At 35.1% G+C, this 24297-nt stretch carries 18 protein-coding genes; 15 read left to right on the top strand and 3 right to left on the bottom strand.

The genetic code is table 11. The features are described from left to right. Nucleotides 1-162: 162 nt before the first annotated feature. Entirely contained in the window at nucleotides 163-1296 is a 1134-nt protein-coding gene (gene tgt / locus BM183_RS01870; protein ID WP_091684042.1) for a tRNA guanosine(34) transglycosylase Tgt, read from the top strand. Between the two features lie 32 nt (nucleotides 1297-1328). Then, nucleotides 1329-1664, top strand: coding sequence for a preprotein translocase subunit YajC (gene yajC / locus BM183_RS01865; RefSeq protein WP_091684040.1), 336 nt, complete (start codon nucleotides 1329-1331; stop codon nucleotides 1662-1664). A 101-nt stretch (nucleotides 1665-1765) separates the two neighbouring features. Here yajC and BM183_RS01860 read toward each other — a convergent pair whose 3' ends face one another. After that, nucleotides 1766-2632, bottom strand: coding sequence for a PHP domain-containing protein (locus BM183_RS01860; protein ID WP_091684038.1), 867 nt, complete (start codon nucleotides 2630-2632; stop codon nucleotides 1766-1768). Nucleotides 2633-2851: 219 nt separating this feature from the next. On the opposite strand from BM183_RS01860, the gene BM183_RS01855 reads away from it, so the two are divergent. After that, the gene (locus BM183_RS01855; RefSeq protein WP_091684036.1) at nucleotides 2852-3226 is read left to right on the top strand and encodes a TIGR04086 family membrane protein; all 375 of its coding nucleotides are present in this window, start codon (nucleotides 2852-2854) and stop codon (nucleotides 3224-3226) included. Between the two features lie 187 nt (nucleotides 3227-3413). Here BM183_RS01855 and BM183_RS01850 read toward each other — a convergent pair whose 3' ends face one another. Next, nucleotides 3414-5024 carry a helix-turn-helix domain-containing protein gene (locus BM183_RS01850; protein WP_170847856.1) on the bottom strand — a complete coding sequence of 537 codons (1611 nt, stop codon included), beginning with the start codon at nucleotides 5022-5024 and terminating at the stop codon, nucleotides 3414-3416. A 424-nt stretch (nucleotides 5025-5448) separates the two neighbouring features. Between BM183_RS01850 and BM183_RS01845 the strand changes: the two genes are divergently transcribed. The 5 genes from BM183_RS01845 (at nucleotide 5449) to BM183_RS01825 (ending at nucleotide 12270) form a co-directional block, all read left to right on the top strand. After that, nucleotides 5449-7467 (top strand): methyl-accepting chemotaxis protein, encoded by a 2019-nt coding sequence (locus BM183_RS01845; protein WP_242960805.1) that lies wholly within the window; start codon nucleotides 5449-5451, stop codon nucleotides 7465-7467. A gap of 134 nt (nucleotides 7468-7601) precedes the next feature. Beyond that, complete coding sequence (gene scfA, locus BM183_RS01840) at nucleotides 7602-7742, top strand: six-cysteine ranthipeptide SCIFF (RefSeq protein ID WP_091684032.1); 141 nt, start codon at nucleotides 7602-7604, stop codon at nucleotides 7740-7742. A 228-nt stretch (nucleotides 7743-7970) separates the two neighbouring features. Further along, on the top strand, nucleotides 7971-9419 hold the full coding sequence (gene scfB, locus BM183_RS01835) for a thioether cross-link-forming SCIFF peptide maturase (protein ID WP_091684030.1): 1449 nt from the start codon (nucleotides 7971-7973) through the stop codon (nucleotides 9417-9419). Between the two features lie 113 nt (nucleotides 9420-9532). Further along, a complete protein-coding gene (recJ, locus tag BM183_RS01830; protein WP_091684028.1) occupies nucleotides 9533-11311 on the top strand; it encodes a single-stranded-DNA-specific exonuclease RecJ in 1779 nt (592 codons plus the stop codon). 434 nt (nucleotides 11312-11745) lie between these two features. Next, a complete protein-coding gene (locus BM183_RS01825; RefSeq protein WP_091684026.1) occupies nucleotides 11746-12270 on the top strand; it encodes an adenine phosphoribosyltransferase in 525 nt (174 codons plus the stop codon). Nucleotides 12271-12476: 206 nt separating this feature from the next. Here BM183_RS01825 and BM183_RS01820 read toward each other — a convergent pair whose 3' ends face one another. Beyond that, entirely contained in the window at nucleotides 12477-13175 is a 699-nt protein-coding gene (locus BM183_RS01820) for an AlkZ-related protein (protein ID WP_091684024.1), read from the bottom strand. Nucleotides 13176-13933: 758 nt separating this feature from the next. On the opposite strand from BM183_RS01820, the gene BM183_RS01815 reads away from it, so the two are divergent. The 7 genes from BM183_RS01815 to aspS all read left to right on the top strand — a co-directional run bounded on the left by BM183_RS01815 (nucleotide 13934) and on the right by aspS (nucleotide 24293). Next, nucleotides 13934-16240 carry a RelA/SpoT family protein gene (locus BM183_RS01815; RefSeq protein WP_091684023.1) on the top strand — a complete coding sequence of 769 codons (2307 nt, stop codon included), beginning with the start codon at nucleotides 13934-13936 and terminating at the stop codon, nucleotides 16238-16240. Nucleotides 16241-16293: 53 nt separating this feature from the next. Beyond that, nucleotides 16294-16917 (top strand): MBL fold metallo-hydrolase, encoded by a 624-nt coding sequence (locus BM183_RS01810; RefSeq protein ID WP_242960803.1) that lies wholly within the window; start codon nucleotides 16294-16296, stop codon nucleotides 16915-16917. A gap of 14 nt (nucleotides 16918-16931) precedes the next feature. Beyond that, nucleotides 16932-18485: a coproporphyrinogen dehydrogenase HemZ gene (hemZ, locus tag BM183_RS01805; RefSeq protein ID WP_091684019.1), complete on the top strand. Its 1554-nt coding sequence runs from the start codon at nucleotides 16932-16934 to the stop codon at nucleotides 18483-18485. A gap of 15 nt (nucleotides 18486-18500) precedes the next feature. After that, on the top strand, nucleotides 18501-19154 hold the full coding sequence (locus BM183_RS01800; protein WP_091684017.1) for an HD-GYP domain-containing protein: 654 nt from the start codon (nucleotides 18501-18503) through the stop codon (nucleotides 19152-19154). 39 nt (nucleotides 19155-19193) lie between these two features. Then, nucleotides 19194-20444: a histidine--tRNA ligase gene (gene hisS / locus BM183_RS01795; RefSeq protein ID WP_091684015.1), complete on the top strand. Its 1251-nt coding sequence runs from the start codon at nucleotides 19194-19196 to the stop codon at nucleotides 20442-20444. 245 nt (nucleotides 20445-20689) lie between these two features. Next, nucleotides 20690-22084: an aminopeptidase gene (locus BM183_RS01790; RefSeq protein ID WP_091684012.1), complete on the top strand. Its 1395-nt coding sequence runs from the start codon at nucleotides 20690-20692 to the stop codon at nucleotides 22082-22084. Nucleotides 22085-22502: 418 nt separating this feature from the next. After that, nucleotides 22503-24293: an aspartate--tRNA ligase gene (gene aspS, locus BM183_RS01785; protein ID WP_091684009.1), complete on the top strand. Its 1791-nt coding sequence runs from the start codon at nucleotides 22503-22505 to the stop codon at nucleotides 24291-24293. Nucleotides 24294-24297 lie beyond the last annotated feature (4 nt).

The raw sequence follows: 24297 nt of genomic DNA, 5'->3' as shown, positions 1-24297 counted from the left end.
AATAAAGGTATACTTGTAACATTAGTGATTGATAATTTTATAATATATGGTTTTTATAATGAATGAAAATATAATCAAAATATATAATCAAAATATATAAATCAAAATATATAAATTAAATTATATAATAAAAATTATTTAATAAACAGAAGGTTGAGATATATGTACAAATTAATATGCAGAGACGGTAATGCAAAGCGCGGTGAATTCCATACCGTTCATGGCACAATTCAGACACCGGTATTTATGAATGTTGGAACAGTAGCAGCTATTAAAGGAGCAGTTTCAACAACAGATCTACAACAATTAAAAACCCAGGTGGAATTATCCAATACCTATCATTTACATGTAAGAACTGGTGATAAAGTGATTAAAAAGCTTGGGGGACTCCATAAATTTATGGTGTGGGACAAACCTATTCTAACGGACTCAGGTGGTTTTCAAGTGTTTTCTTTGGCTGGCCTTAGAAAAATCAAAGAAGAAGGTGTTTACTTTAATTCTCATATAGATGGAAGTAAAATCTTTATGGGGCCAGAAGAAAGTATGCAGATTCAATCTAATTTGGCTTCTACCATAGCTATGGCTTTTGATGAATGTCCGCCCCATCCTGCCACCAGAGAATATATGCAGAATTCTGTGGATCGAACTACCAGATGGCTGGAGCGTTGCAAGAAAGAGATGAAGCGTCTGAATTCTTTGGAGGATACCATTAACAGGAACCAGATGTTATTTGGTATTAATCAGGGTGGAACTTTTGAGGATATTCGAATCGAACATGCCAAACGGATTACAGACCTTGATCTGGATGGTTATGCTCTTGGTGGTTTGGCTGTAGGTGAGAGCCATGAAGAAATGTACCGTATTATTGAGGAGACAGTACCATATCTTCCTTTAGAAAAGCCAACTTATTTAATGGGAGTTGGAACACCTGCGAATATTCTGGAAGCAGTGGATAGAGGCGTAGATTTCTTTGACTGTGTATATCCTTCCAGAAATGGAAGACATGGACATGCATATACTAATCATGGTAAAATGAATCTAATGAATGCAAGGTATGAATTAGATGATAGACCAATTGAAGAAGGGTGTCAGTGTCCGGCCTGTAAGCATTATAGCAGAGCTTATATCAGGCATCTGCTGAAAGCAAAAGAAATGCTGGGATTACGGTTACTTGTAATGCATAACTTGTATTTTTATAATAACATGATGGAGGAAATCCGTAATGCCATCGAAGAAAAGAGATATAAAGAGTATAAAAAAGCTAAGTTAGAAGGCTTTGCCGAAGGTGAAGCATAATATAAACACAAATATTAGGAGGAATTATTTTTATGAATAATTTATTATTTTTAACAGAGGGTGCTCCAGTTGCCAGTTCACCTTGGATAATGCTAATCTGGATTATAGCTATGGGTGCGTTGATTTATTTTATGACTATACGTCCCCAAAAGAAACAGCAAAAAGAGCATATGGCATTATTATCTACAATTCAAGATGGCGACAGTGTACTTACTTCAAGCGGCTTCTACGGTGTAGTTATTGATGTTATGGATGAAGTTGTTATTGTTGAATTTGGTAATAACAAAAACTGCCGTATTCCTATGAAAAAAGCAGCTATCGTTGAAGTTGAAAAACCAGCGTCAGCAGAGAAATCAGATAAGGAATAAAAAGTAAAATAGTTTAAAGTAAATAGTAAAGAAAAAGACCTTTCAACTTGAGCAACGGTGCATTACGGTATACTCATGATGAAAGGTCTTTTTGTTGTTATTTATATTCTTGAATTCAGTTTTTCTTTCAGATCCTCCAATATGGAGTAGGGTACCCGGATATTTCCCTTTCCCACGCCTAATTTAATATTTGGTTTTGCAGCGCCGTGGAAATCAGAACCGCCGGTTATGGCCAGATTATATTTATTGGCAATATGTCTTAAACGTCCTTCATCAAAACCCATATTAGCGGAATAAATAGTTTCCAAACCATCCAGATCAAAATCCACTAAATAAGCTACCAGTTTTTCCACACCTTCCAAAGAAAGTTTATATAAAAGAGGGTGTGCCAGAATGGCAAGGCCCCCGGCCTGATGAATCAGCTCAATAGCTTCTTCCGGCTTAAGATATTCTCTGGGAACATAGTAAGGCCTGTCGGAGTTAAGATATTTGGTAAAGGCATCCTGATTTGTTTTTACGTATCCGTGGGCAACCATGTACTTGGCAAAATGTGCTCTGGTAAGAACAGCGTCCCTGTCAGCTTCACGCATTTTTTCGACTGTAATATCAATACCCGCCCTTTGAAGATTAGAAGCCATTTTTTCATTTCTCCTATCTCTTTCTAACCGGGCATTGTTTAATTCCTTATTTAGAACTTGATTATCCGGATCAACAAATAAACCAAGAATATGAATATCTTTTTTATCATATGCCGCAGAGATCTCAGTTCCGGGAATTACTTCAATTGAATTGCCCTTTTCGGCTGTTTGTCTGGCTGCCGCCTGTGCAGCTTTTATACCTGCCAAGGTATCATGGTCGGTTAAAGCAAAGGCTGACAATTGGCTTTCAACTGCTGATTGTACTACTTCTTCCGGGGTGAGAGTTCCGTCCGATGCAGTGGAATGAACATGTAAATCAATATATTTCATGGAATCACTTCCTTTTCTAATGTACTGAATAGTTTCTCAACAATATTGTCTATTCTATATTTCTAATTAGAAATATATTAGTGTAGAGTATAGCACTAATTGCCTTTTTGGACAAGTGAATAATCATACAATGAAGATATGATATAATACTTTGTCAAGATAAGAATATTAGTCCAACTATGATAATATATTACAATATAATCATTATGGAGGAGTTATATGGACAAAGTATTGCATCGGAATTCGAAGGCCCTTGTTATACTAAAAGATTTGGTGATCTCTTACATAGCAACCGGAATTCTATTGCTGTTATTATCCTTTCTCATGCTAAAATTAGACTTATCCAATGGGATATTAAGTGGGGGTATCATATTAACTTATATTTTATCCTGTTTTGTAGGAGGCTTCTTACTTGGTAAGCATGTGGAGCAAAAGAGATTTCTATGGGGATTGTTAATGGGTGGATTGTATTTTATCATACTATTGTTTGTTTCCATTCTGGGAAATACTTTAGCCGGAATTGAGGCAGGAAGGACCATGACTGTGTTAATGATTTGCCTGTTTAGCGGGATGTTAGGAGGAATGATAAGCTAGAATGGAAGATTTTTATATAGGGAATCCTTTATTTTATTAGCATAACGAGATGGTTGTAAACAATAAACTGTCATTCTGAGACCGTAAATTCAGCTTGCTGAATTTCATGCAGGAAGAATCTCATTTTATAATGAGATTCCGCCTAAAAGGCTCAGAATGACAGTTTATTGTTTTAGAACATAACCTTTTATTTTTTTTTATCTAATATAGTAATATAAGACTGCAGCCATGTAACGATTTCGTCTTTATCTTTATTAACAGGGGAAATCTTATCCCAAATCATATTAAAATATTCTGTAAAAGCCTTCACAGTCATAGGTTCTTCAATGGACAAGCGTACTTCTGATGTACTTTCAAAAGAACCAAAGGAATCAAAATAAACGGCCCTTCTTTCTTTAATTATATAACTGCTTCCATTGTTTTTCACTAAGTTAGTATCCTGAAATATAACGGCTACATGAAAGTTATCATAGGTCATAATAAAATGAATCACATGCTTCAGATACTCAATCATATCCTGAACACCCAATTTTACTTTTTCAACTCCGGAATAAGTATAGAGACAAAGAATTTGATCATTCATTAAAAGTTCAAGGGATTCGGAAAAGCAGATACTGTTATATTTATGATTCTCCAGATTTGCAATAATACCGCCCCATTGCTTTTTATAATATTGTAAGGACAATAATTTTTCTTGCTGAGAAAGCTCTGTCTTCCAAAGAAATTTTCTATACAATTTCTCTGATAAATAGTACATACTAAAATCACTATTATAATCAAATTGATTACCGGGTTTTCCTATAATTTCTGATAAAGATCGGTGATATTCTTCGTTCATGTCTTTCGGATAATACTTTATAGCACTATAAGTATTATTTTGAATAAGTAAGTTTATGTAATTTGTAAACACATCAATTGCTGATTTGTTTCTAATATAAAATCCGCAATTGATTACCATACTTTGACCGGCCGGATAACAGGATAAAGCTCCGATTCCGGATACAATATACATTTCTTTACCCGGCATAGAGATATCGTATTTATTGAAATAATAGATGTAAATATTGCCTGTACCTCCCATGGGCAGTAAAAAATGTATAAATCGCAGTATTCGATCCATATTATTGTCTAACTGAAATAAAAAATTTACCTTCCAACCATTCTCAATGACTTTTAGAAGCAGCTTTCGAATATAAAGTACTCTATTTTCAGAGAAAAAAGAATTATCAAAGTAATTGCACATAGTAAAATATATAGTATTATTATTCCGGCGCTTATGTCTGCTTGCAATCTCCAATAAATCAACGACAGCAGAAAAAATATTGGAAATACCATAAATTAATTTATCGTTGCCGGACAAATCAACAGAATTTGCAATATTTGTTTGAGGGGTATCAATTATACCGGCATTAACGGATATTTGATTCCTACTTTTTGAAGTGTTAGCAACGTCGGTTTTTTCTTTTTTTTTACACTCTATGGAGTAATTTAAGGAGTTATATAATAAGGCACGTATTTTTTCACTGTTGGTAATCTCCCTTACATTATCATGCTCAATCAGATCGTAATAAAGTTCATCCAATAATTTAATCTGATAGGTATTCAAGATTTTTCTGGAAAGATATTCAGCAATATTATCTAGGTAAGAAGCAGCATAAGAGGGGATTCTTTTTTCATGAACCCAACGGCTGACAAGAGAATTATCTACATTGATAGCCTTGGCTAAGTGACTCATAGGTACATTTAAAGTAGCAAGTAATAATTTGAGGCATTTTCCAAACGTCATTTTATTAAACAAATTATTACTCCCTTTCAATAATAAAAATTTCATATAAATCAAACCACGTACCGGTATTCTATTTTGAGAAATATAAGTTTGGACCATCATTGAATTAATGTAATTCATTTGTGTGTATATGTCAATTATAACTATGAAATTTGTCATGTCAATGTCAATGACATTTGTTTTCCATTAGTACAAAATATTACATAAGTATTTTATAATATTTCTTAAATTTGCTTATATAACAAATTTCATCAAATATTGACAAGGAGGGAACAATGCGGTAGTTTCGCCTGTAATTTAACACCTGGTAATTAGACAGGAAATATACAAATTAAAAAAATGCGGTAAAAGGATACCAAATTAGGAGTCCTTGTACTATTTCTTGGTTTGAGATTACATCTGGAAAAGATGTAATATGGAATGGGAGGAAATAAAAATGATAAAGAAAAGTAATGATATGGGAATAAGCAAAAGTATTAAAACAAAATTAATTGTTTACTATACTACTTTAATATTATTATCATTAATTGCCTTAGGTTATTTGGCATTGAAAATATCCAGTGACATTGTAATTAATGAAGCAAAAGACGCCATAACAACTCTGGCAGAAAATTCGGCCAAACTGGAAAGCAGCCGGTTGAAAACAGGTACTGATGTTTTAGAAGCAATGGCAAAATTGGATGAAATTAAGGGTATGGAATGGACAATGCAGCAGCCCATACTTACAGCATTACTAAAAGAATCTGAATTTGAAGAAATGGGGATATTGCATTCAGACGGACACATACAATTTTCAAGCGGAAATACAGCCCAGCTGAATAAATCAAGTAATTTAATGAATGTATTTAATGGAAGTGCCAACAGTATTGATTTTACGGTCAGTGTGGAAACAGGAGAGCTGGTATTAGTACAGGTAGTTCCGGTTAAACGGGATGGAAAGGTAGTTGCTGCATTATTAGGCCGCAGTGACGGAACCTCACTAAGCAAGATAGCAGAGGATATTGGATATGGCGAAACTGGCTATAGTTATATAATCAATAAAGAAGGTACTGTTATTGGACATCCAGATACGGATCTGGTTTTCAAACAGTATAATGCAATGGATGAAGTAAAGAATGACAAAACCGTTTCTTCTACAGCAGAAGCGGTGAAAGAAATGTTATCAAAAAAAGAAGGTACGACTACGTATACCCTTAACGAAAACAGGCTATACGCTGGATACTCAGTAATTGAAGGAACAGACTGGACATTTATACTGGTTGCAGCAGAGAATGAGCTATTAAGTAAAATACCTGAATTGCAAAGATCCATCATGTTGGTTGCAGTTATTGTTCTTGCTATAAGTATCCTTCTTACTTATGTAATTGGAAGTTCTATTACAAACCCCATTATAAAAACTGTTGAATATGCAGGTAAAATTACTGATTTGGATTTAAGGGAAGATGTGGATAAAAAATATTTATCCAGAAATGATGAAATGGGAAACCTAGCAAGAGCACTGCAAAAGATAACGGAAGGGCTTAGAAATATCATCGGAGAAATTAATCTTTCTTCCGACCAAATGGCAGCAGCTTCCGAGGAACTGACCGCAACGTCCCAACAAACTGCCAATGCAGCTCAGGAAGTGGCAAAAACAGTAGAAGAAATAGCCCAGGGAGCTACAGAACAGGCAAAGCATACGGAACAGGGTACTTTAAAGGCATCCCAATTAGGAACAACAATTCAAAAAGTACAAAGTTATATTGGTAATGTACATTCTGCATCCAACAGAGTGACAGATGTAGTAGCAGAAGGGTTAAAAGAAATTGATTCTTTAAGCAAAATAACAGAAGAAAGTACTCTTGCAATTGATGAAATTTATCAGGTTATTATGCAAACAAATGAAAGTTCTGATAAAATTGGAGAAGCAAGCAATGTAATAGAATCCATTGCTGCACAAACCAATTTATTATCTTTAAATGCTGCCATAGAGGCAGCAAGAGCAGGGGATGCAGGAAAAGGATTCGCAGTAGTTGCAGAAGAGATAAGAAAACTGGCGGAACAATCTTCCGGCTCAACAAAAGTAATTCATGAGATTGTAAGTGAATTGCAAAGCAACGCTAGTAAAGCTGTAAATACTATGCAAAGAGTGTCAACAATATCTACAGAACAGGTAAATAGTGTAAATAACAGTAAGGATAGATATAGTTCTATTGCAAGAACCATGGAAAAATCCATTAATGCAGTAAAAGAGCTAAGGGATACCGGAGAAGAGATGGATTTGATGAGACAGGATATTATTGAAAATCTGGAAAGTCTGTCAGCTATTGCAGAAGAGAATGCAGCAGCTTCGGAACAGGCTTCTGCAGCTACTGAGGAGCAAACCGCCTCTGTAGAAGAAATTGCAGGTGCCAGTGATAGTCTATCCGAGCTGGCAGTAAAATTAAATTCTTTGGTGGCAAAATTTAAACTATAATAGATAGTACAGGTAAGGGGCTTTAAAAATAACATAAGGAAAAAAACTCTTTTCATAATAGTAGGGTTATGTTATAATGGTGGATGGAGTTATTGCTAAAATTTGCAATACAAATTTTTAAAGGAGGCAACCTTATGAAACGTATCAAAACTTTAAATACCAGAAATTTAAAAGATACAATGAAAAAGGGCGGATGCGGCGAATGCCAGACTTCTTGCCAATCAGCTTGTAAAACATCTTGTACAGTTGGAAACCAAAGCTGTGAAAACAAATAGATTTACAGTAAACTGCTGCTACAAAAACGATGTGCAGAACATCATAATATGAGCATATTATATATGCAGTATGTTATAATATGCATCACATTATAATATGCAGCACATTATAATTATAATGTGCAGAAGATACATAAAGTATACAATGGGGCTTTTGCAGAATAAGTTTTGCAACAGCCTCATTCACTGTTCAGGTATAGAAAGACCTGTTTGGAAGGGAGTAATACGTTGATTCACCAATATAAAAATAATGGTTACAACATAGTTTTGGATGTAAATAGTGGAATGATCCATGTAGTCGATGATGTTGCATATGATATCATCGCTTTATTTGATAAATTGAGAGATACCAAAACACACATGGTTTCTGAAAAAGATAAAGAGACTATAGTTGCGGAAATATTTAATAAATACAACAAACCGGAATATGCGGAGCTTTTTGAAATAGAGCCGGGAAATTATGATGAAATGAAGTCAGCCATTCAGGAATCCATCTTAGATGTGGAACAGTTAGTAAAAGACGGCGCTTTATTTACAGAAGATATTTACGAGAATTATATCAATGAATTTAAAAACCGTGAAACTGTCGTAAAAGCACTATGTCTGCATATTGCCCACGATTGTAACCTGGCATGCCGTTACTGCTTTGCAGAAGAAGGGGAATATCACGGACATCGTGAATTAATGAGTTATGAAGTAGGAAAGCGGGCTTTGGATTTCTTAATTGCTAATTCAGGAAACCGGAGAAATCTTGAGGTGGATTTCTTTGGCGGTGAACCGTTAATGAACTTTGAAGTAGTAAAAGAACTTGTGAAATATGGTAGAGAACAAGAAAAATTACATAATAAGAAGTTTCGTTTTACATTGACCACAAACGGCATTTTATTAGATAATGAAGTGGAAGAATTCCTGAATAAGGAAATGAGCAATGTGGTTCTAAGTATTGACGGGCGAAAAGAAGTAAATGATTTAATGAGACCTTCCCGTAACGGAAAAGGTAGTTACGATATTATTATTCCCAAATTCATTAAATTAGCAGAAGATCGTAATCAGACCAATTATTATGTAAGAGGAACTTTTACCCGCAATAACCTAGACTTTTCAGAAGATGTAAAGCATTTTGCGGAACTGGGCTTTAAGCAAATATCCGTTGAACCGGTTGTTTCACTGCCGGAGGAATCTTACTCCATCAGAGAAGAAGATATTCCAAAGATTTGCCAAGAATATGATAAGCTGGCAAAATATATGTTAAAGAAGAAGAAAGAAGGAAAAGACTTTAACTTCTTCCACTTTATGATTGATTTATCAGGAGGCCCTTGTGTAGCAAAACGTCTGTCCGGATGCGGTTCAGGCACAGAATATCTTGCTGTTACACCTTGGGGAGACTTTTATCCTTGCCACCAGTTTGTTGGTGAGACAGAATACCTTATGGGAAATGTTTATGAGGGAATAAAGAGAACGGACTTAAGAGAAGACTTCAAACAATGTAATGTATACTCAAAAGAAAAATGTAAGAAATGTTTTGCAAGATTTTATTGCAGCGGTGGTTGTGCAGCCAACTCCTATAAGTTCCAAGGACAAATTGATGACACTTATGATATCGGATGCGAACTGCAAAGAAAGAGAGTGGAATGTGCCATTATGTTAAAGGCCGCGGAAGCTGTAGGTGAGGAATAATCCAAAGTAGGTTAGAGATCTGCTAATCTTCCAAATATAATGCTGCCTTTACGGCTCCACATTTAATTACATTTGTTGTGTAAATTACTGTAAAAGAGTTAGAAAGAGAAAAAATGGAAAAGTGGTTTATTAAAAATAAAAAAGCTGATTTTCAGGCTATTATGGAACAATTTAAAGTAAGTGAAGTATTAGCCAGGTTAATCGTGAATCGAAATCATGAAACAATAGAAGACATAGAGGCCTACTTGCATCCTGATTTAGAGCATTTACATAATCCACTTCTTATGAAAGATATGAAGAAAGCCTGTGATATATTAAAAGAAAAAATAAAATCACAGGCTAAGATTCGTATTGTGGGAGACTATGACGTTGATGGTGTTTCCTCCACTTTTGTACTTTATACCGGTTTGAGACGATGCGGTGCAAATGTGGACTATGAAATCCCTCATAGAATAAGGGATGGTTATGGCATTAATATGAATATAATTGAAGCTGCCTATGAGGATGGGGTAGATACCATTCTTACCTGTGATAACGGCATATCAGCAATTGAACAAGTAGAAAAAGCAAAAGAGATGGGGATGACGGTAATCATCACCGATCACCATGATATTCCTTTTACTATGGAAAAAGAACAAATTGTCTGCCATATTCCAAATGCGGATGCCGTTATAAATCCAAAACAAAAAGACTGTGAATATCCCTGGAAATCCCTATGTGGAGCAGCGGTTGCTTTTAAGCTTATTCAGGCTTTGTACCAAGAATTCGGTTTTGATAGAAAAGAATTGGGCGAATTGTTGGAAGTGACTGCTATTGCAACGGTTTGCGATGTTATGGATCTGGTGGGTGAAAACCGTATTATTGTAAAGAACGGACTGGAAAGGCTTAAGACTACAAAGAATCAGGGGCTAAGGGCGTTGATTGATTGCAACGACATACAGTTTGCTAATTTATCCGCTTATCATCTTGGATTTATCATTGGTCCATGTCTGAATGCCTCCGGACGGCTGGATACTGCCAAGAAAGGACTTAAACTGTTACTTGCAGATACACCGGAAGAAGGAAAAAGAATTGCAGAAGAGTTAAAAGAACTTAATGATACGCGAAAAGATATGACAGCAAAAGGTCTGGAGCAAGCCATTCAAATGTTGGAAGGCAGTGACATGAATAAGGATAAGGTTCTTGTGGTTTATTTAAAAGAATGCCATGAAAGCCTTGCAGGAATTATAGCCGGAAGAATTAGGGAAAGATATAATAAGCCGGCTTTAGTACTTACTGATACGGAAAATGGGGTAAAGGGCTCCGGCCGTTCCATAGACCAATATAATATGTACGAAGAACTAACAAAATGCAAAGAGCTATTGCTGAAATTCGGTGGACATCCAATGGCAGCAGGATTATCTTTAGAGAATTGTCAGGTAGAATCATTTCGTGGGGCATTGAATCAATATTCCACCTTAACGGAAGAAGATTTTATTCCTAAGGTATCTATTGATGTTTTACTGCCATTAGGGTATCTCAATGAAAAACTGGTAGAAGAATTAGAATTACTGGAGCCTTTTGGAAAAGGTAATACCAAGCCAATCTTTGCAGAGAAAAATTTAAAAGTAAGAAGAGCCACCATACTTGGTAAGAATGCCAATGTATTAAAACTTCAAGTGGTAAATGCCTATGGAAGAGTAATGGATGCTATGTATTTTGGAGATGTAGATTCCTTTATCAATGATTTGGCAGAACACTATGGTCAGATGGAAGTGGATAAAATGTTTCAGAACCGGGATAATGCAATTACTTTATCTGTTATTTATTATCCTTCCATAAATGAATATGGAGGGTATCGCTCCTTGCAAATCATAATCCAGAGCTATCAAATACAAAACCGTCAGGCATAACTTATACTCAATTAGTAATGCAGACAAAAATCAGTCACAAGACCACATATATTAAAGTTACTTTACTTCTTAATTTTTTACATATCTTTCATGCATTACAGTATATGGGAAACTAAAATTAATTTCTCATTTTCCTGTTTTCCCTAAAATGCAAGAAAGAAATTGCTATTTTTATGGAAAAGTGATATAATTTTTGATGGTATTTGTATGAATGGAGAAATAAATTGACAAGGCCTGTTCAATTTAAAAAGGCTTAAATTGAAAGGCATGGGTGTAGGTTGAGAAACAAGTTTTTAATATCCAGATCTTTTTTAGGTGCTTAAGCACACAGATGATAGTCAGGCTGAAAATAAGTTTCTAAACCGGCAATTTGCGCAAAAGCACGAATTGTTGTCATTATTAAATGGTGCAAAAGCACCGGAATAGAGGTTTATATGAAGAAATTAGAAGAATATGTGAGAAGTATACCGGATTTTCCGGAAGAGGGAATCGTTTTCCGTGATGTTACTACAGTTTTACAAAATAAAGACAGTTTAAAAATGTCTATTGACCAAATGCAGGCTCTATTAGATGGAGTTGATTTTGACGTTATTGTTGGACCAGAATCCAGAGGTTTTATTTTTGGTGTTCCAATTGCATATAATCTAAATAAGGCTTTTGTTCCTGTTCGTAAGAAAGGTAAGTTACCTTGCGAAACCATCGAAATGGAATATGCTTTAGAATATGGTACTGCTACCATTGAAATGCACAAAGATGCTATTCAGCCCGGACAGAAAGTAGCGATTGTAGATGATTTAATTGCTACAGGCGGTACTATTGAAGCAATCACTAAGCTTGTGGAAAGCCTTGGTGGTGAAGTTGTAAAAATTATTTTCCTGATGGAATTACAGGGTCTTAAGGGACGCGAAAAGCTAAAAGGCTATGACGTGGATGCTGTTATTCAGTATGAAGGTAACTAGTTAGGCAATGAAAATCGACAGGTTCTGCATGGGCAGGACCTGTTTTTTTGGCTATCAAACAGGAGGAGGTTACCGGTTAAATCTAATGGTCTTGCATTTCGGTACATCCAATTTCTTATATTTTCATATTGAACTTTTGATAATTTCATATGATTTCCTCTTTCAGCATAGGATTAAAATATATATTTTCTAAGTACGTAATTCTATTACTTACCAAGTATGAATTTATCTAATTTCTTAGAATCAACACCCGGATTAAGTTCAAGAATATGTGTATAAAGTTTTTCGTAAGCCTGCTCTTTGGACAAGGAGTTTGCTTTTTCAAAGATATCTTCTTCAAAAAAATCTTCGGTTTTGCAGAAGGTGGTAGAAGACCAGCCGTATTCTTGTCCGGTTTTTGAGAATTTTTTACTTCTTCCACACATGGTAATATACATTTTCATTTGTAACTCAGTAATTGCATTATCAAATTTTGTTTTATCTTCCTTTGTAAAATTACCAAGCTGTTTGATAATGTGCAAAGGTAATGTCCCTTCCCTGCTAATAAGTTCATAAACTCTTTTTGCATAAAAGCTAATATTTCCATCAGAATAATCCTCTTCAAAGCTTTTTATTCCGCGTCTTACTGCATAAAAATACGGATACCAATCGGCAGTAATATATCCGCTTTTCTTAAAAAAGAGTTTTCCATAAGCAATATCATTACGCTGGTCCAATACTCTGATCCGCCATTCCCAGGGATCGGTATCAACATCTTCCGTGTGCCATATAATACTTTTCCCATAATAATCACATAAAGCCAATATACCATCGGAATTCTTTTCTCCCCCGGTACTCATACCCACCTTTAATAATGCATTAATAAAATCATTGTAATTATTAATTTCTCCAACTGTAATACTCATATTGCCTCCTAATCCAATTATATTAGTAAAATTTTAAAAAAACTACTAAAACTAAAATGTATAAATTTCATTAAAATATATCAATGTCACTTCTAATTATTCTAAACCCTTTTCTTTGAACTTTTTTATATTAATTTATCATTATAAAACTATATTGTAATCTTAATAACTAATTTAACAACTTTATCCAATTGTATCATAGTATAAATAAAATTACTACAAGGGAATGCTAAAAAGTTATTATATGGATTTATATTTTTTATCAATTTTTTTATTTAATTTTATTCTGTCAATTTAATTAATCAGCTTTTTAAGATATATTATTATCTATAATAAATAGATAATTTACTAGATCCTTTTATATGAAGACAAAGAAAAAAATCAAAGAGTAATTTGTAAGACAATATAACGTAAGTTTATTAAATTAAGAATAATAAAATATTATAGCCCAAACTAATAACTTATAAATTTACTTAAATAAGAATAAATATAATAAAAATTATTAACTCAAGGAAACGTAAAATGCTCCCAGCAACTGAAAAAAACGGTTAACATCCCCTGGATTCCTCATGTTTCACTGCCTCTAACATAGAAATTATAGTGGGAGACTTCATAACTTTCCAGCAGATAAAACAACTTTAGACCAAAAAAATGTAGACAAAACCCATCAGGAAGTGTCATAATTATATAAATCAATTGATTTTTTATAAAAATATGATTATAATAAGAAGATAAACTTTAAAAAAGGTGGTGATTTCATGGAAAGTAAAGCGAATAAAAATAAAGTAAATGATTTTGATAATCCTGATTTTGCAGATATAAAAGCTCCTGCGGACTTTACCAGTCCGGAAGAATTATATCAGCAGCTAGTTAAAGTTGTGGAAAGCTATCACCCTTCCGCTGATATTTCCATGATTGAAAAAGCTTACCACATTGCAGATAGTGCTCACAAAGAGCAGTGCAGAAAATCCGGAGAGCCATATATTATACATCCCTTATGTGTAGCTATCATATTGGCAGAACTGGAACTTGATAAAGAAACCATTGTGGCAGGATTGCTTCATGATGTTGTAGAAGATACTAAATACACGATTGAAGAAATTGCTGATGTATTTAATGAAGAAATCGCACTACTTGTAGATGGTGTTACAAAACTTACCCAATTAAACTATTCTAAAGATAAGGTTGAGATTCAGGCTGAAAATCTTAGAAAAATGTTCTTGGCAATGGCTAAGGATATTCGCGTTATCTTGATTAAGCTTGCAGACAGATTACACAATATGCGTACTCTGCAATATCAAACACCTATCAAACAAAAAGAAAAAGCAAGAGAAACCATGGACATCTATGCACCTATTGCACAGAGACTTGGTATTTCCAAAATTAAGATAGAATTAGATGATTTGTCTCTCCGATATCTGGAACCGGAAGTCTATAAAGACTTAACGGAGAAAATAGATTCCAAAATGATTGAACGTAAGGAATTTATTAATGAGATTGTTAAAGAAGTCAGCGAACATGTGAAAGCCATGGATGTTGATGCTAAAATAGACGGCAGGGTAAAACATTTCTTTAGTATATATAAAAAGATGGTAAACCAGAATAAAACCTTAGATCAAATATTTGACTTATTTGCAGTTCGAATTATTGTTGATACGGTGAAAGACTGTTATGCCGCTTTGGGTGTTATACATGAAATGTATAAGCCTATCCCCGGAAGATTTAAGGATTACATTGCTATGCCAAAGCCGAACATGTACCAATCACTTCATACTACCCTGATTGGACCTAGCGGACATCCTTTTGAGATACAGATACGTACCTACGAAATGCACCGTACGGCAGAATATGGTATCGCTGCTCACTGGAAATACAAAGAGGGTCAGGATGGTAAGAATACTAGGGATACGGAAGAAGCAAAGCTTACCTGGCTTCGTCAGATTCTTGAGTGGCAGCGGGATATGTCGGATAATAAGGAATTCCTAAGCCTTCTAAAAAGCGATCTGGATTTATTTTCAGAAAGTGTTTATTGCTTTACACCTACAGGAGATGTTAAGAATTTACCAAATGGATCAACACCTATTGATTTTGCATATAGCATTCATAGTGCTGTTGGGAATAAAATGGTTGGTGCAAGAGTCAATGGTAAACTGGTAAATATAGATTATGTTATTCAAAACGGTGACAGAATTGAAATCATAACTTCCCAAAATTCCAAAGGGCCAAGCAGAGACTGGTTATCTATAGTTAAGAGTACACAGGCAAAGAATAAGATTAATCAGTGGTTTAAGACGGAGTTAAAAGAAGACAATATTACCCACGGTAAGGATATGATTATCAATTACTGTAAGACAAAGAATATTAATTTAAGTGACCTGCTGAAATCTGAATTTATGAATAAAGTTATGTCAAAATATGGCTTCCGTGACTGGGATTCCATTTACGCAGCTGTTGGACATGGCGGATTAAAAGAAGGTCAGGTAATTAATAAACTAAAAGACGAATATGACAAAAAGCATAAAAAAGAGTTAACTGACGAAAAGGTTCTTGAGACTATTTCTGAAATAAAGGATAATAAACCGGCTACGGTGGCCAAAACCAAAGGCGGGATTGTAGTAGAAGGTATTCACGATGTAGCTGTCCGATTTTCAAAATGCTGTAATCCGGTGCCAGGGGATGAAATCATAGGTTTTGTTACCAGAGGACGAGGGGTTTCCATTCACAGAACAGACTGTATTAATTTAATGAACCTATCAGAAGAAGACAGGGCAAGATTAATTGAAGCAGAGTGGGCTACAGGTGCCGGATCCGCCCAAGGAGGAGAGTTATATTTTGCTGAAATAAAAATATTTGCCAATAACCGCAATGGTGTATTGGTTGACATTTCCAGAATATTAACGGAAAACAAAATTGATGTTACCTCTATGACAGCACGAACCAGCAAACAAGGAACCGCAACTATTAGTATAGGATTTGAAATTAATAGTGTAGAACAATTACAGTTTATTGTATCAAAGTTACGGAATGTGGAAAGTGTTCTTGATATTGAAAGGACAACAGGCTAGTACTGGTACACTGAAAGCACTCCAACTTTTATATGGAAAGGAAGACTTATTCTTTGAAAATTGAAACTTATGTATTAGGTCCGGTGATGACAAATTGCTACTTTGCAATTAATGAAGATACAAAAGAAACTATAATTATAGATCCTGCCGATAAGGCAGAAGTGCTTATACAAAAAATAAATAAGGAAACATTAAAACCGGTTGCTGTACTTTTAACTCATGGACATTTTGATCATATATTGGCAGCTTCCGAAATAGCAGTTAATTTTCATATACCTATTTATGCTTCCAAAGAAGAAAAGGAGCTTTTAGAAACTCCTTCTTTAAATTTATCTGTTTCCCTGGGGAAAAATATATCATTAACACCAACTATGTTATTAAATGATAAAGATATTATAAAGCTTGCAGGAACAGAGGTTAATGTTATTCACACACCGGGGCATACCAGCGGAGGAATTTGCTATTTATTTAAAGAAAGTAAAATTTTATTCAGCGGAGATACATTATTTGAAGGAACTGTTGGAAGAGCCGACTTACCTACAGGTAACTTAAATACATTATTGGATTCCGTGAATCATAAATTAATGACTTTACCGGATGATACTACTGTTTTCCCGGGACATGGGGAAAGCACTACCGTAGGTCATGAAAGAAACACAAACCCATATGTTTCTTAGGATGGATATTCAAAATGATTAAAATAACTCTGTCAAAAGACGAATATGAATATGATATACATGCCATAGTGAAGGCATTTTATCCCGATGAGCAAATAAAGGTATATAAACCTGGGATAGTTACCTCAGACAATCATTCTAAAGATCCCAGCGAACTTTGCAAAGTGAAAGCTTTGCCTGAATATGCGGAAATACAGAATGACCTTATGCAAGACAATATAGATGATGTTCTAAATTTTTATCTCAGACTGGAACATAATAACATACAATTAATTGTATTTGAAGGAAAACAGGAATACTTTAATAAAACCATATCTGTTCTTTCACCGGAGAAACCCCAATACAGAAATTATTTGAAACGTTTACTATACAACTGCTTAATCGGCATGACAGGAAAGGAATTGCCATGGGGTACCTTAACCGGGGTAAGACCAACTAAAATTGCCTTTGAACGTTTGGAAAATAACATATCCAAGGAAGAAATAGCTGCTTATATGAAAGAGCAATATCTGTGCTCCAAAGAGAAGGTGGATATTAGTTTACAGGTGGCGGAACGGGAATATTCCCTTCTTCATAATATGGAGTATAAAAAAGGGTATAGTATCTATATTGGTATTCCTTTCTGTCCAAGTACCTGTCTGTATTGTTCTTTTACTTCATACTCTTTTCAGGTGTTTGGGGCCATTGTGGAACAGTATTTACAAGCACTTTTTAAAGAGATTACCTATGCAGGAACCTGCATGGACAATAAGAAATTATCTACGGTATATCTGGGAGGGGGAACCCCCACTACTTTAAGTGCAGACCAGTTAGACCGTTTGTTGACCCATATAGAAAATAGTCTGGATTTTTCTAACGTTGTAGAATATACAGTTGAGGCTGGAAGACCGGATAGTATAACTATAGATAAATTAAAAGTTTTAAAAGAACACGGAGTAACCAGAATCTCCATTAATCCTCAGTCAATGAGACAAAAAACCTTGGATATTATCGGTAGAAAGCATACGGCGGAAGAAGTGGTAAAAGCCTTTCATATGGCTAGAGACCTAGGACATGATAATATTAATATGGATATGATTATCGGATTACCCGGAGAAACCGTGGATGACGTAGCCTATACACTACAGGAAATTCAAAAGCTAAATCCTGACAGTATAACCGTGCATACTTTGGCGGTAAAAAGAGCTGCCAGATTAAACATAAAAAAAGAAGATTATCAGGATATGAAGCCTCAGGATACCTTAAAGATGTTTCAGTTAACCTCGGATTTTGCTAAAGGCAATGGCTATCTCCCATATTATCTCTATAGACAAAAGAATATGGCAGATAATCTTGAGAATATAGGCTATGCAAAATACGGCAAAGAAGGTATTTATAATATTTTAATCATGGAAGAGAAACAAACGATTCTTGCTTTAGGTGCAGGGGGCTTATCTAAATTTGTTTTCTATGACGAAAATCGAATTGAACGAGTGGAGAATGTAAAAAGCCTAAAGGACTATATTGAACGTATTGATGAAATGATAGAAAGGAAAAAAAACTTTCTGCATAACAATACTTTATTATAATGAAAGGAAATTCAGATGCTATTAAATGATAATCTGAAAGTAGATTGGTCAGAGATAGAAGTAACAGCCATAGATGACTTATTAGAAGCCATAGATCATGGGATATTAGTCAGTAACTTAGCTGCTTCCTTATCCAAGAAGCTGGGTATGGATCAAAATTATTGTTATATGATGGCTTTAGCAGGTATGGTACACGATATTGGAAAATTAAAATTAGGGAAGTATTTATATGGAAGGGATAAAAATTCCTTAATTGTTGAAGAAATGAAATACGTTCGTATGCATCCCATAATAGGACAGGAGATTTTGAAAGAGCAGGACTTTTCTCACATTATTGTAGAATCTGTCTATCATCATCATGAAAATTATGATGGTTCCGGATACCCCAGAAATATAAAGGGAGAGAATATTCCCTTTGGAGCCAGAATACTCAGGGTTTGTGATGTATTTGCAGCTTTGGTATCAGATAGAAGTTACCGGAAAGCTTATGATTTAGATACCGCCATTAGTTTAATGATTGAAGAAGTAAAAAATTTTGATATGAAAGTATTTCTTGCACTTTTACAAGTGATACATTCGGAAGAATATAGTGAAATACAGAATTATATTCGCACTATAAATCAGAAAAGGTATTTTCAGGGAAATCATGATACTTTGTTATATTGTTGATTTCTTTTATATAGAAAGATAGATACAGGAGGAAACGAGATGATTACACAAAGACCAAAAGGTACTCAGGACTGGTATGGCAGCAGTATGCACAAGAGAACCATAATCGAAGCATTAGCCAGAAAACTTTGCAAAGCATATAACATAAAAGAAGTGATTACACCTGTATTTGAGCATACGGTTCTATTTCAAAGAGGTGTAGGAGAAACAACAGATGTAGTACAAAAAGAAATGTATACTTTTATGGATAAAGGGAACCGCAGCATAACCTTAAAACCAGAGGGAACTGCCGGTGCCATCCGTGCATATCTGGAAAATAATATGTATGCAGAAAGCCAGCCCACCAAATTATTTTATGTTACTCCTGCTTTCCGTTATGAACAGCCCCAAAGTGGAAGGCTTCGCCAACACCACCAGTTTGGTGTGGAATTTGTAGGATCAGCCAGTCCTTTAGCAGAAGTGGAATTAATTACTTTAATTACAACTTTTATTAAAAAAATTGGCTTAAAAGATGCTAAACTTCACATTAACAGCATTGGATGCAGCAATTGCCGCAAAATCTACAACGATGCATTGCTGGCATTTTTGAAACAACATGAAGAGCATTTATGCCCAACCTGTAGGGAAAGAATGAAGAAGAATCCTCTTCGTGTGTTAGATTGTAAAGTTCCTTCCTGTAAAGAAATCGTTAAAGATGCTCCAAGAACCATTGACTATTTGGATGAGGAGTGCAAGGAACATTTTGAAGAATTACAAAGCCTTCTAACAGAGCTGGATATTCCATATGAAATTGATACAGGAATTGTAAGAGGTTTGGACTACTATACAAAGACAGTATTTGAATTGGTGAATGAAGAAGGATTTACATTGTGCGGTGGCGGCCGCTATGATAACCTGGTTCATGAAATAGATGAAAAGCAGAATATTCCTTCTGTAGGATTCGGAATGGGTATTGAGAGAATTATATATTTCCTGGAGCAGGAAGGTGTAGAGTTGGAATCGGAACCTGCCATTGAATTATATGTTGGTATATTAGGCAAAGAAGCAAAAGGAGCAGCATACAAAATAGTAAATACCTTAAGAAATGCAGATATTGTAGTAGAAACAGATTACATGGACAGAAGTGTTAAAGCACAAATGAAATATGCCAATAAAATCGGTGCAAAAAACACGGTTATTATTGGAGCAGATGAGCTGGCAAATAATAAGGCTAATATCAAAAATATGGATACCGGTGAACAGACAGAAGTTACCCTGGATAAAATTACAGAATATTTTATCAATAAGTAACATAGAATACAGTACATTTTCAAAGGTTTACTATTATAAATTATATAAGAATCAAACAAATAATGGGAAAAAGCCAATGGCAGTACTGACATTGGCTTTCTGAATAAATGGTGGGAAAAGCATAATTATTTATTACCCCATAGGAATTGTGAAAGAAAATTTGAAGAAAAGGATGCCACGAATAGGATTCTTTTACAATTATAGTGGCCATATGAATAATTGTTTCATATGATAAGGTTTTAGGAATGAAAGAGGAGAATAAGAAAGATAAGAATGCCTGGCTAAAATATGACCACAGCCAGAAAAAAGAGATTTTTGCCTTTAATGAAGGTTACAAAGATTTCATTTCCAAAGGTAAAACAGAAAGAGAATGTGTGGCTGAGGTAATCAGACAGGCAGAAGAAAAAGGATATAAGGACTTAAAGTCCGTAATAGCTAATAAAGGAGAGCTTAAGGCTGGAGATAAAGTTTACTATAACAACATGGACAAAGCCATAGCCTTATTTTTAATTGGTGAAAAACCTTTCGAAGAGGGAATGAAAATCCTTGGAGCTCATATTGACTCTCCAAGAATTGATGTAAAACAGAATCCTTTATATGAAGATACGGATCTGGCTTTATTAGATACACATTATTACGGTGGAATTAAAAAATACCAGTGGGTAACTCTTCCCCTTGCAATTCATGGTATTGTTGTAAAAAAAGATGGTACCAAAGTCAATGTTGTAATAGGTGAAGATGATAATGATCCGGTACTTGGAATTACAGACCTTTTGGTTCACCTTTCCGCAGCTCAAATGGATAAAAAGGCTTCTAAAGTAATAGAAGGGGAAGATTTAAACCTGCTTATAGGCAGTATGCCATTAAATGACGAAGAAAAAGATGCGGTGAAGGCCAATATAAAAGCTATATTAAAAGAAAAATACGATATTGAAGAAGAAGACTTTGTATCTGCAGAATTAGAGATTGTACCTGCAGGAAAAGCAAGAGATTATGGTATGGACAGAAGTATGGTTATGGGTTACGGACAGGATGACAGAGTATGTGCCTACACTTCTATGAAAGCTTTCTTTGATGTGGAGAAAACAGACAGAACCTGCGCATGTGTCTTAGTGGATAAAGAAGAAATCGGCAGTGTTGGTGCTACCGGAATGCATTCTAAGTTCTTTGAAAATGTTGTAGCAGAGATTATGAATTGCAAAGGCGAATATTCAGAACTTGGAGTAAGACGTGCTTTACAGAATTCCCATATGTTATCTTCTGATGTTAGTGCTGCTTTTGATCCAAATTACCCCCTTGTTATGGAGAAAAAGAATTCTGCTTATTTTGGTAAAGGAATGGTATTCAATAAGTATACCGGAGCAAGAGGAAAATCAGGTTCAAACGATGCTAATCCGGAATACATAGCAAAATTAAGAAGTATTATGGAAAAACATAATGTATCTTACCAAACTGCAGAACTTGGTAAAGTAGATGAAGGAGGCGGCGGAACCATCGCCTATATAATGGCACAGTATAACATGGAAGTAATCGATAGTGGTGTAGCTGTTCTAAATATGCATGCACCATGGGAAATTACCAGCAAAGTGGACGTATATGAAACTATGCGAGGTTATACAGCCTTTTTGAAAGAAATATAGCAGAGAGTTTTAAGTAATAAGAACAATCCTAAGTATTAGGAAAATTATAATACAAAGGATTTATCATAAGAAAGAACATCCTTACATTTATGTATGCAGTTTTACATAGACGGAGCAATATTTGCAAGGGTGTTCTTTTTTTGGCTTATACCTGTAATTAAGAATGGCGTAATAGCTGGGGTGGGACACTAAATCCAATAAAACAATATGAAAAATCGGAATTTTATTAGATACATGGAAGCAAGGTGGAATAGAGTTATAAATGCCAGAAAAATATTGACTATTCTTAGCCATGAGTGATATGATAGCATAAGAGTTTTTTATAATATAACACTTGCCATGCAGTAATAAGGTTATGAGAAAAATAGAGCAGCAGATGGCTATATCTGTTTTGACAATAGGAAATAGGAGGATTAACATGGCTGAATCAATGAAGGGCTTAAACAGAAGCCATAGATGTACAGAAGTGTCTAAGACCAATATCGGTGAAACTATTACCGTAATGGGATGGGTACAAAAAAGCAGAAACAAAGGTGGAATTATTTTCTTGGATTTAAGGGACCGTTCCGGTATCCTTCAAATTATATTTGAGGAAAACGATATAGGTGCAGAAGGATTTGCAAAAGCTGAGAAACTAAGAAGCGAATTTGTTATTGCGGTAGTTGGAAGGGTGGAAGCTCGTTCCGGTGCTGTTAATGAAAATCTTGCTACCGGCGATATAGAAGTAAGAGCTACAGAACTTCGCATTCTTTCAGAAGCTGAGACACCGCCGTTCCCTATTGAAGAAGATAGTAAGACAAAAGAAGATCTAAGATTAAAATATAGATATCTGGATTTAAGAAGACCGGACTTACAAAAGAATCTGATTATGAGAAGTAAAGTTGCTACTTTAACCCGTAGTTTTTTGGCAGAAGAAGGATTCTTAGAAATTGAGACTCCAATGCTTACCAAAAGTACGCCGGAAGGAGCAAGAGATTATTTAGTTCCCAGCCGTGTTCATCCGGGTAATTTCTATGCATTGCCACAGTCACCCCAGTTATTTAAACAATTGCTTATGTGCTCCGGTTACGATAGATATTTCCAAATCGTTAAGTGCTTCCGTGATGAAGACTTACGTGCTGACAGACAGCCGGAATTTACCCAGATAGATATGGAATTATCTTTTGTTGATGTTGATGACGTAATTGATGTAAATGAAAGGTTATTACAGAAATTATTCAAAGAGACTATCGGAGTGGATGTACAACTTCCTATTCAAAGAATGACCTATGCAGAAGCAATGGATCGTTTTGGTTCCGATAAACCGGATATTCGTTTTGGCATGGAACTAAAGAATGTATCTGAAACAGTAAAGGGCTGCGGTTTCTCTGTATTTACAAGTGCTTTGGAAAAGGGCGGTTCAGTTCGCGGTATTAATGCAGAAGGACAAGGCGAAATGCCAAGAAAGAAAATCGATGCATTAGTAGAATATGCAAAAGGTTATGGAGCAAAAGGCTTAGCATACCTTGCAGTAAACAGTGATGGAACTTATAAATCCTCCTTTGCAAAGTTTATGACAGAAGAAGAATTATCAAACTTAGTAGCTGCCATGTCCGGTAAACCTGGTGACTTATTATTATTTGCAGCAGATGAAGAGGATGTTGTATTTGATGTATTAGGAAATCTAAGATTAGAGATTGCCAGAAATCTGGACCTATTAAATAAAGAGGAATACAAATTCTTATGGGTAACCGAATTCCCATTATTAGAGTACTCAAAAGAAGAAGGAAGGTATACAGCAAAACATCATCCATTCACTATGCCAATGGAAGAAGACTTGCATTTAATCGATACGGAACCGGGTAAAGTAAGAGCTAAAGCCTATGACATTGTATTAAACGGAACAGAGATCGGCGGCGGCAGTGTGAGAATTTATCAGAACGATGTGCAGGAAAAAATGTTTGAAGTACTTGGTTTTTCCAAAGAAGATGCCTATGACCGTTTTGGGTTCCTGCTAAACGCTTTCAAATATGGTGTTCCGCCTCACGCAGGACTAGCCTACGGCTTAGATCGTCTGGTTATGCTTATGGCAAAAGAAGACAGCATTCGTGATGTAATTGCCTTCCCTAAAGTAAAAGATGCTTCCTGTTTAATGACAGATGCACCAAACGTTGTTGATCAAAAACAACTTGATGAACTTGGAATTGGGGTTGTTGAAGAGGCTGAATAGTTAA

It is taken from the genome of Anaerocolumna aminovalerica (assembly GCF_900115365.1).
GTDB classification, from domain to species: Bacteria; Bacillota; Clostridia; order Lachnospirales; family Lachnospiraceae; genus Anaerocolumna; species Anaerocolumna aminovalerica.
Note: the sequence above shows the minus strand (reverse complement) of the source record. Positions and strands in the feature narration are given on the sequence as shown.

Excerpts from the sequence above, each read along its gene's own strand:
- tgt (WP_091684042.1), top strand. The coding sequence starts at position 163 with ATGTACAAATTAATATGCAGAGACGGTAATGCAAAGCGCGGTGAATTC.
- yajC (WP_091684040.1), top strand. The coding sequence starts at position 1,329 with ATGAATAATTTATTATTTTTAACAGAGGGTGCTCCAGTTGCCAGTTCA.
- BM183_RS01860 (WP_091684038.1), bottom strand. The coding sequence starts at position 2,632 with ATGAAATATATTGATTTACATGTTCATTCCACTGCATCGGACGGAACT.
- BM183_RS01855 (WP_091684036.1), top strand. The coding sequence starts at position 2,852 with ATGGACAAAGTATTGCATCGGAATTCGAAGGCCCTTGTTATACTAAAA.
- BM183_RS01845 (WP_242960805.1), top strand. The coding sequence starts at position 5,449 with ATGATAAAGAAAAGTAATGATATGGGAATAAGCAAAAGTATTAAAACA.
- scfA (WP_091684032.1), top strand. The coding sequence starts at position 7,602 with ATGAAACGTATCAAAACTTTAAATACCAGAAATTTAAAAGATACAATG.
- recJ (WP_091684028.1), top strand. The coding sequence starts at position 9,533 with ATGGAAAAGTGGTTTATTAAAAATAAAAAAGCTGATTTTCAGGCTATT.
- BM183_RS01825 (WP_091684026.1), top strand. The coding sequence starts at position 11,746 with ATGAAGAAATTAGAAGAATATGTGAGAAGTATACCGGATTTTCCGGAA.
- BM183_RS01820 (WP_091684024.1), bottom strand. The coding sequence starts at position 13,175 with ATGAGTATTACAGTTGGAGAAATTAATAATTACAATGATTTTATTAAT.
- BM183_RS01815 (WP_091684023.1), top strand. The coding sequence starts at position 13,934 with ATGGAAAGTAAAGCGAATAAAAATAAAGTAAATGATTTTGATAATCCT.
- hemZ (WP_091684019.1), top strand. The coding sequence starts at position 16,932 with ATGATTAAAATAACTCTGTCAAAAGACGAATATGAATATGATATACAT.
- BM183_RS01800 (WP_091684017.1), top strand. The coding sequence starts at position 18,501 with ATGCTATTAAATGATAATCTGAAAGTAGATTGGTCAGAGATAGAAGTA.
- hisS (WP_091684015.1), top strand. The coding sequence starts at position 19,194 with ATGATTACACAAAGACCAAAAGGTACTCAGGACTGGTATGGCAGCAGT.
- BM183_RS01790 (WP_091684012.1), top strand. The coding sequence starts at position 20,690 with ATGAAAGAGGAGAATAAGAAAGATAAGAATGCCTGGCTAAAATATGAC.
- aspS (WP_091684009.1), top strand. The coding sequence starts at position 22,503 with ATGGCTGAATCAATGAAGGGCTTAAACAGAAGCCATAGATGTACAGAA.